Below are 7218 nucleotides of genomic sequence, written 5' to 3'. Positions count from 1 at the left end.
ACTTCAAGTGTTAGCTAAGTGGGGGAGTGTTCAATCCCTTGTATAGAAAAAATGACATCCCAACTGTCGTCAGTTTGAATGTCATTTTTAGTTAATGATGATCTTCTTACCTCAAAATGGAACCCGTTATGTCTGCCCGGATGGCCTCTGGACTCTGTTTTTGCAGGATTGACACGCTTAAAGTTTCGCTGCATGCTCCGCAACCCATTTTTTCGCTTCGAGCAGACTCACTTCCGCCCGCCCGATCGCCGCCTGCACCTGCACCGTTGCCGTACCGCCGTACACATTGCGCGCATTGACAACCGCTTCCGGCTGAAGCACGGCGTAAATATTCTCGTCGAACAGCGGCGAGAACTGCTTGAACTCGTCCATTGTCAGATCGAGCAGGAATTTGCCTTCATTGATGCAGTACAGCACCGTTTTTCCGATAACCTCATGTGCCTGACGGAATGGCAGTCCTTTGCCAACCAGGAAATCCGCAATATCCGTCGCGTTGGAGAAATCGGTGTTCACCGCTTCCCGCATCCGTCCCTTGTTGACCTTCATCGTCGCAATCATCGGCGCGAACAATTGCAGGGCGCCTGTCAGCGTCGCAACCGTGTCGAACATGCCTTCCTTGTCTTCTTGCATGTCCTTGTTGTAAGCGAGCGGCAGAGATTTCAGCACCGTCAGCAGGCCGATCAGGTTGCCATAGACACGGCCCGTCTTACCGCGTACAAGCTCCGGCACGTCCGGATTCTTCTTCTGCGGCATAATGCTGCTGCCTGTACAGAAAGCGTCATCCAGTTCCACGAAGCTGAACTCCGTGCTGCTCCACAGCACCAGCTCTTCGCTCAGGCGCGACAGATGCGTCATGATCAGCGAGGCGTTCGCCAGGAACTCAACGATAAAATCGCGGTCGCTGACCGCATCCAGACTGTTCTCATAGACGCCGTCAAATCCGAGCTGCTCCGCCACAAAATGCCGGTCGATCGGGAAGGTAGTCCCCGCCAGCGCTCCGGCTCCGAGCGGCAGAACGTTGATGCGCTTGTAGCTGTCCGTCAGCCGCTCGGCGTCCCGGCGGAACATCGAGACATAGGCAAGCAGATGATGCGCGAACAGAATCGGCTGCGCCCGCTGCAAATGCGTATAGCCAGGTAAAATTGTCTCCACGTTGTCCTTGGCCTGCTCAATCAGCGCCTCTTGAAGCCCATGCAGCAGGTCGGTCAGCTCCACGACCCGATTGCGCAAATACAAATGCATATCCGTCGCCACCTGGTCATTGCGGCTGCGTCCCGTGTGCAGCTTGCCGCCGACCGGTCCGATCTCCTGAATCAAATGCTTCTCGATATTCATATGAATATCTTCGTCCGAGACAGAAAATTCAACCTCTCCGGCGTGAAGCTTTTCCAGCACCTTTTGAAGACCTTCCTTAATTGTCTCTACATCCTCCTGCGGCAGAATCCCGCATTTGCCCAGCATCGTTACATGCGCCAGACTGCCCTGCACATCTTCTTCCGCCAACGCTTTATCGAAGCCAATAGAGGCTGTGTATTCCTCCACAAGCTTGTTCGTCCCTTTAGTGAAACGTCCACCCCACAGCTTGCTCACTGCTCGATTCCCCCTTTTCAAAATAGATCTATTCCGTGCGCTTTCATGGAAAAACCCGGGCTTGTGAGGATATACTGCCGCTCCCCAGTCCCGGGTATACCTTATTGCTCAGGTTGCCTTATTTCGCCGATTCTGCCACTCCGGTGGAAACCTTCAGACGCAGCGCGTTCAGGCGGATGAAGCCCGTAGCGTCGCCCTGATCGTAGGCCTGTGTCGGGTCGGCCTCCATCGTCGCGATATTCGGATTGTACAGGCTGACCGGACTCTTAACGCCAGCGGCGATAATGTTACCTTTATACAGCTTGAGGCGTACGGTTCCGGTTACGTTCTGCTGGCTCTCAGTCACAAGCGCCTGAATCGCCTTGCGCTCCGGAGCGAACCAAAAGCCGTTGTACACAAGCGTGCTGTAACGGGTAATCAGGCTGTCGCGAACGTTCATCACTTCACGGTCCATCGTGATGGATTCCATTTTGCGGTGGGCAGTGAACAGGATGGTGCCGCCAGGAGTCTCGTATACCCCGCGGCTCTTCATGCCGACGAAGCGGTTCTCCACCATGTCCACGCGGCCGATGCCGTGCTTGCCACCCAGCTCGTTCAGCTTCTCCATCACCTGCAGAGGCGCAAGCGGCTCGCCGTTCAGCGCGACGCAGTCGCCTTTCAGGAATTCCAGTTCGATATACTCCGGCTGATCCGGAGCGTCTTCCGGCGCGTTCGTCAGCAGGAACATCTCCTTGTTCTCCGGCGCGCTGGCGTCGAACCACGGATCTTCCAGGACGCCGCTCTCGTAGCTGATGTGCAGCAGATTGCGGTCCATGGAATACGGCTTCGCCGCCGATGCCTGAACCGGGATGCCGTTCGCTTCCGCGTAGGCGATCATTTCCGCGCGGCCAGGGAACTGGTTACGGAACTCTTCAAGCCGCCAAGGCGCGATCACCTTGATATTCGGAGCAAGGCCAGCCGCGCCAAGCTCAAAGCGCACCTGGTCGTTACCTTTGCCGGTAGCGCCGTGAGAAATCGCCGTCGCGCCTTCCGCTATGGCGATGTCGACCATACGCTTGGCGATCAGCGGGCGGGCGATACTGGTGCCGAGCAGATACTGCCCTTCATACAGCGCTCCGGCCTGGAACATCGGGTAGATGAAATCCTTGGCGAATTCCTCGCGCAGGTCGTCGATATAGACTTTCGACGCGCCTGTGGCGAGCGCTTTTTCCTCCAGACCGTCAAGCTCTTCCTTCTGGCCGATATCGGCCGTAAAAGCGATAATTTCCGCGTCATACGTTTCTTTCAGCCATTTCAGAATGACCGAGGTATCCAGGCCGCCGGAATAGGCGAGCACGATTTTTTCTTTTGCCATTAAAAAACTCTTCCTTTCTGCTTAAGGGATTTCTCGCTGCAAATCATCGCTAAGCCGGACAGATCAGCCCATCAGGGCGGCCATCAGCGCCTTTTGCGCATGCAGCCGGTTCTCCGCCTCATCGAAAATGAAGGAGTTCGGTCCGTCGATAATTCCAGCGGTCACTTCCTCGCCCCGGTGGGCAGGCAGGCAGTGCAGGAACATATAGTCGCTCTTCGCGCCTTTGATGAGCTCCTCGTTCACCTGATAATCCTTGAACGCGGCTTCCCGCTTGAGCTGCTCTTCTTCAAAGCCCATGCTCGCCCATACGTCCGTATAGATGACATCGGCATCCTTCACCGCTTCCTCCGGATTGCGCGTAATCACGATCTCGGAGCCGGTCTCTTCGGCGATTTCCCGCGCCTTGGCCACAACGGCTGCATCCGGCTCGTAGCCTTCCGGTCCCGCAATAGAGACATGGACGCCAAGCTTCGCCCCGCCCAGCAGCAGGGAATGCGCCATATTATTGCCGTCGCCGATGTAGGCAAGCTTCAGGCCTTTCAGCCGTCCCTTATGTTCGTACACGGTTTGGTAGTCGGCCAGCACCTGGCACGGATGCGCCAGATCGCTCAGGCCGTTAATGACGGGCACCGAAGCATAGCGGGCCAGTTCCTCGACCTTGTCATGCCCGAATGTGCGGATCATGATGCCGTCCAGATAACGCGACATGACCTGCGCCGTATCGCCCACCGTCTCGCCGCGTCCAAGCTGAATGTCGTTCTTGCTCAGGAACAGAGCATGTCCGCCAAGCTGATACATGCCGACCTCGAAGGATACGCGCGTGCGCGTGGATGATTTTTCAAAAATAAGACCGATCGTCTTGCCCAGCAGCGGCTGATACACTTCGCCGTTCTTCTGCTTGCGCTTCAGCTCGATCGCCAGATCGATCAGATACTGGATTTCTTCCGTGCTGTAGTCGTCCAGCTCCAGAAAATCCCGGCCTTTGAGCACGATGCCCTGCGTATTGTCCGTGATGCCCTGACCCATGAATCCGTTCCTCCTTGTTATTCACAATGTGGCCCTGCCAAACAACCCTGCAAAAAGGGAAGCTTGCACTAAAGCCTATCTATGCTGCGGGAACTTGCCCGCTAATTTATTGTTTGAAGCGTCCGCTTTGGATTCACTTAGCCTGATGCTCGTTAGCATAAGTATGAATGAGATCTGAAAGGATGTCCACCGCCTGGCGAATTTCTTCCTTGCTCACGTACAGGTTCGGCAGCAGACGGATGACATGGGTTCCGGCTGTGACGAACAGCAGACCCTTCGATTGGCCGGCCAGCACGATCTCGCCAACGGGAGATTGGCACTCGATGCCGATCAATAGACCTTTGCCGCGAACGTCCACTACGAATGGACAATCGGCCAGCTTCTCTTTCAGCAGCCCGGTCAAATATTCGCCGGACTCCGCCGCGCGCTGCGGAAGATTGTCCTCCAGCATCGTCTCAATTGTAGCCGCTATAACCGCCGTCGCTAGCGGCGTGCCGCCGAACGTCGAGGCATGGCTGCCCGGAGTGAACGCCTCGCGCAGATAGCCCTTCGCCAGCATAACCCCTGCCGGGAAGCCGCTAGCGATGCCCTTGGCCACCGTGAAAATATCCGGCTCAATGCCGTAGTGCTGATGCGCGAACAGCTTGCCCGTGCGGCCCATTCCAGTCTGTACTTCGTCCACGATCAGCAGCAGGCCGTGCTGCTTGCACAGCGCCACGACGCTGTTCAAGAACTCCGGCTGCACCTCAAGCACGCCGCCTTCGGCCAGCACCATCTCCAGCATGATCGCGGCTGTGTTCTCTCCGATGGCCGCTTCGAGCGCCGGAAGATCATGGAGAGGCACCGTGACAAAGCCCTGCGGCAGCGGCAGATAGCCGTCTTTTACCTTCTGCTGTCCCGTTGCCGTCAGCGTCGCCAGCGTGCGTCCGTGGAAAGACTGCTCGAATGTAATGATCTCGTAGCGACCCGTGCCTTTCACCTTCTGGTGATAGCGGCGCGCCAGCTTGATCGCAGCTTCATTCGATTCCGCTCCGCTGTTGCAGAAGAACACCTGATCCGCGCAGCTATTGGCGGTCAGCAGTTCGGCGACCTTGTCCTGCCCAGGGATGTGGAACAGGTTGGATACATGCCACAGCGTATCGATCTGGGCTTTCAATTTCTCGCTAACCTTCTCCGGAGCGTGTCCAAGGCTGGTCACCGCCAGACCGCTGGTGAAATCGAGATATTTATTGCCTTTGTCATCCCATACCCAGCTTCCTTTGCCCTTAACCAGACTAATATCGTATCTCGCATAGGAAGGAAAAACATGTTCCAGCTTGCCGGAAGCCGCCGGCTGACCCGCCGTGCTGATTCCCGCTCCCGTGTCCGCGACCTGTACTTCCTTCAAAGAATGATTTTCCGCCTGCGTAAGCTTGCTCATTTCCATTCACTCTCCCCCGCCCATACCGCCTGACGCGGCTTCCGGCATTATTTGTTTGCTACAAGTCCGGCAGACTCCGGCGTTCCGAATATACCGCCCTTTGCCATTTGCCTGATTTTCCGCTATTCCTCTTACTCGCGCACGATCCGCGTCCCGATGGTTTCACCGGACAGCACCCGGCTCAGCACTCCCGGCTCCTTGCCGTCGACAATGACGACCTCGGACACGCTGCCTTGGATACAGTCCACCGCCGCCCGGACCTTGGGGATCATCCCCCCGTAAATCTCGCCGCTGTCGATCATGTTGTCAATCTCGGCAACCGTCACTATCGGCAGAACCTTCTTGCTTCCATCTTCCACAGTCGTCAAAATCCCCGGAACATCGGTCACCACAATCATTTGCGGCGACTTCATGTAGGAAGCGACCGCTCCAGCAGCCGTATCGGCGTTGATATTGTACCGCTGCCCAGCATTATCCACGCCAAGCGGCGCAATAATAGGCATATATCCGAGCGCCAGAATACCCGCTATTATTTCCGCCTTCACCTCGGTCACATGGCCTACAAGCCCTACCTCGTCGCTGTTCGCCACGGGAGCGGCGGTAATCAGGTTGCCATCTACACCGGACAAGCCGATCGCCCTGCCGCCGCTCCCCTGAATTCGCCTTACAATCGCCTTGTTGATGCTGCCCGACAGCGTCATCTCCACAACGTCGAGCACTTCCTCGGTCGTTACCCGCAGGCCGTTCACAAAGCTGCTCTCGATGCCGAGACGAGCCAGATTGCCCGATATCGCCGGTCCGCCGCCGTGAACGATAATCGGCTGTACACCATCCTCCTGCAGATGCCGGAGTTCGTCAAAAAAAGAATCCGGAAGCGCGGTCAGCGTGCTGCCGCCGCACTTCATCACGAACATTCTCTCATTGCCCGCGCTATTAGGTTCATATGCATCGCTCATGAGTTCCGTTATCCTTCCTTATAAAAGGCTGTATTATGCCGCCATCTGTATATACCTTACAGCAATTGTGGCCGAGGCCCGTCTCTTACGTCCGGTATGCGGCATTAATCCGCACATAATCATACGTCAGATCACAGCCCCATGCGGTGGCTTTGCCCTCTCCGTCAGCCAAATTCACGGTAATAAGTGTAGTATCCCCCTGCAAATAGGCCAAGGCTTCCGCTTCGTCAAAAGCCACCGGCTTCGACTGGCGCAGCACTTCGATCGTACCGAGCGATATATCCACCTTGTCAACCGATACCGGAACGCCCGCTCGGCCGACTGCGGCAATAATCCGTCCCCAGTTCGCATCCGCGCCGAATATGGCGGATTTAACAAGGCTGGAGCCTACGACAGTCTTCGCAATCGCACGCGCCGCCGCTTCGTCGCCCGCACCGCTAACCTGTACCTCAACCAAATGGGTTGCGCCTTCTCCGTCTCTGGCAATCGCCATAGCAAGATGGCGGCATACATGCGTAAACGCCGCTTCAAAAGCCTCCCAATCCGGATGCAGCTTATTCAGCTCCTCGTTTCCAGTCAGACCGCTGGCCATCGCAACCAGCATATCGTTCGTGCTTGTATCCCCGTCCACGGTAATCATATTGAAGGTCGTATCCGTCGCCTTGCGCAGCAGCGTCTGAAGCTCCTCCTGGCCAACAGCGGCATCCGTCGTCATAAAGCCGAGCATGGTGGCCATATTCGGATGAATCATGCCGGAACCCTTTGCCGCGCCGGCGATCAAAACTTCCGTATCCCCGATATATACCTTCACGCAGCATTCCTTTTTCACCAAATCGGTAGTCAAAATAGCCTGGCAGAACTCCTCCGCTCCG

6 protein-coding genes are annotated in these 7218 nt (G+C 56.4%); all 6 read right to left on the bottom strand.

The window, feature by feature from the left end; genetic code table 11:
* Window positions 1–177: 177 nt before the first annotated feature.
* The gene (argH, locus tag L691_RS0122055) at window positions 178–1590 is read right to left on the bottom strand and encodes an argininosuccinate lyase (protein ID WP_025692476.1); all 1413 of its coding nucleotides are present in this window, start codon (window positions 1588–1590) and stop codon (window positions 178–180) included.
* Window positions 1591–1708: 118 nt separating this feature from the next.
* A complete protein-coding gene (locus L691_RS0122050) occupies window positions 1709–2944 on the bottom strand; it encodes an argininosuccinate synthase (protein WP_025692475.1) in 1236 nt (411 codons plus the stop codon).
* A 63-nt stretch (window positions 2945–3007) separates the two neighbouring features.
* Window positions 3008–3970 (bottom strand): ornithine carbamoyltransferase, encoded by a 963-nt coding sequence (argF, locus tag L691_RS0122045; protein ID WP_025692474.1) that lies wholly within the window; start codon window positions 3968–3970, stop codon window positions 3008–3010.
* 133 nt (window positions 3971–4103) lie between these two features.
* Window positions 4104–5390, bottom strand: a complete 1287-nt coding sequence (locus tag L691_RS0122040) for an aspartate aminotransferase family protein (RefSeq protein ID WP_025692473.1) — start codon at window positions 5388–5390, stop codon at window positions 4104–4106.
* A gap of 131 nt (window positions 5391–5521) precedes the next feature.
* Window positions 5522–6346 carry an acetylglutamate kinase gene (gene argB, locus L691_RS0122035; protein WP_025692472.1) on the bottom strand — a complete coding sequence of 275 codons (825 nt, stop codon included), beginning with the start codon at window positions 6344–6346 and terminating at the stop codon, window positions 5522–5524.
* An 85-nt stretch (window positions 6347–6431) separates the two neighbouring features.
* Window positions 6432–7218, bottom strand: a 787-nt coding sequence (gene argJ / locus L691_RS0122030; RefSeq protein ID WP_025692471.1) for a bifunctional glutamate N-acetyltransferase/amino-acid acetyltransferase ArgJ, incomplete at its 5' end; no start/stop codon positions are given.

The sequence above is a fragment of the Paenibacillus zanthoxyli JH29 genome (assembly GCF_000520715.1).
GTDB classification, from domain to species: domain Bacteria; phylum Bacillota; class Bacilli; order Paenibacillales; family Paenibacillaceae; genus Paenibacillus_AQ; species Paenibacillus_AQ zanthoxyli.
This window is presented reverse-complemented; position numbering and strand designations above follow the sequence as displayed.

Coding starts and splice junctions, on each gene's coding strand:
- L691_RS0122040 (WP_025692473.1), bottom strand. CDS start 5,390: ATGAGCAAGCTTACGCAGGCGGAAAATCATTCTTTGAAGGAAGTACAG.
- L691_RS0122050 (WP_025692475.1), bottom strand. CDS start 2,944: ATGGCAAAAGAAAAAATCGTGCTCGCCTATTCCGGCGGCCTGGATACC.
- argB (WP_025692472.1), bottom strand. CDS start 6,346: ATGAGCGATGCATATGAACCTAATAGCGCGGGCAATGAGAGAATGTTC.
- argF (WP_025692474.1), bottom strand. CDS start 3,970: ATGGGTCAGGGCATCACGGACAATACGCAGGGCATCGTGCTCAAAGGC.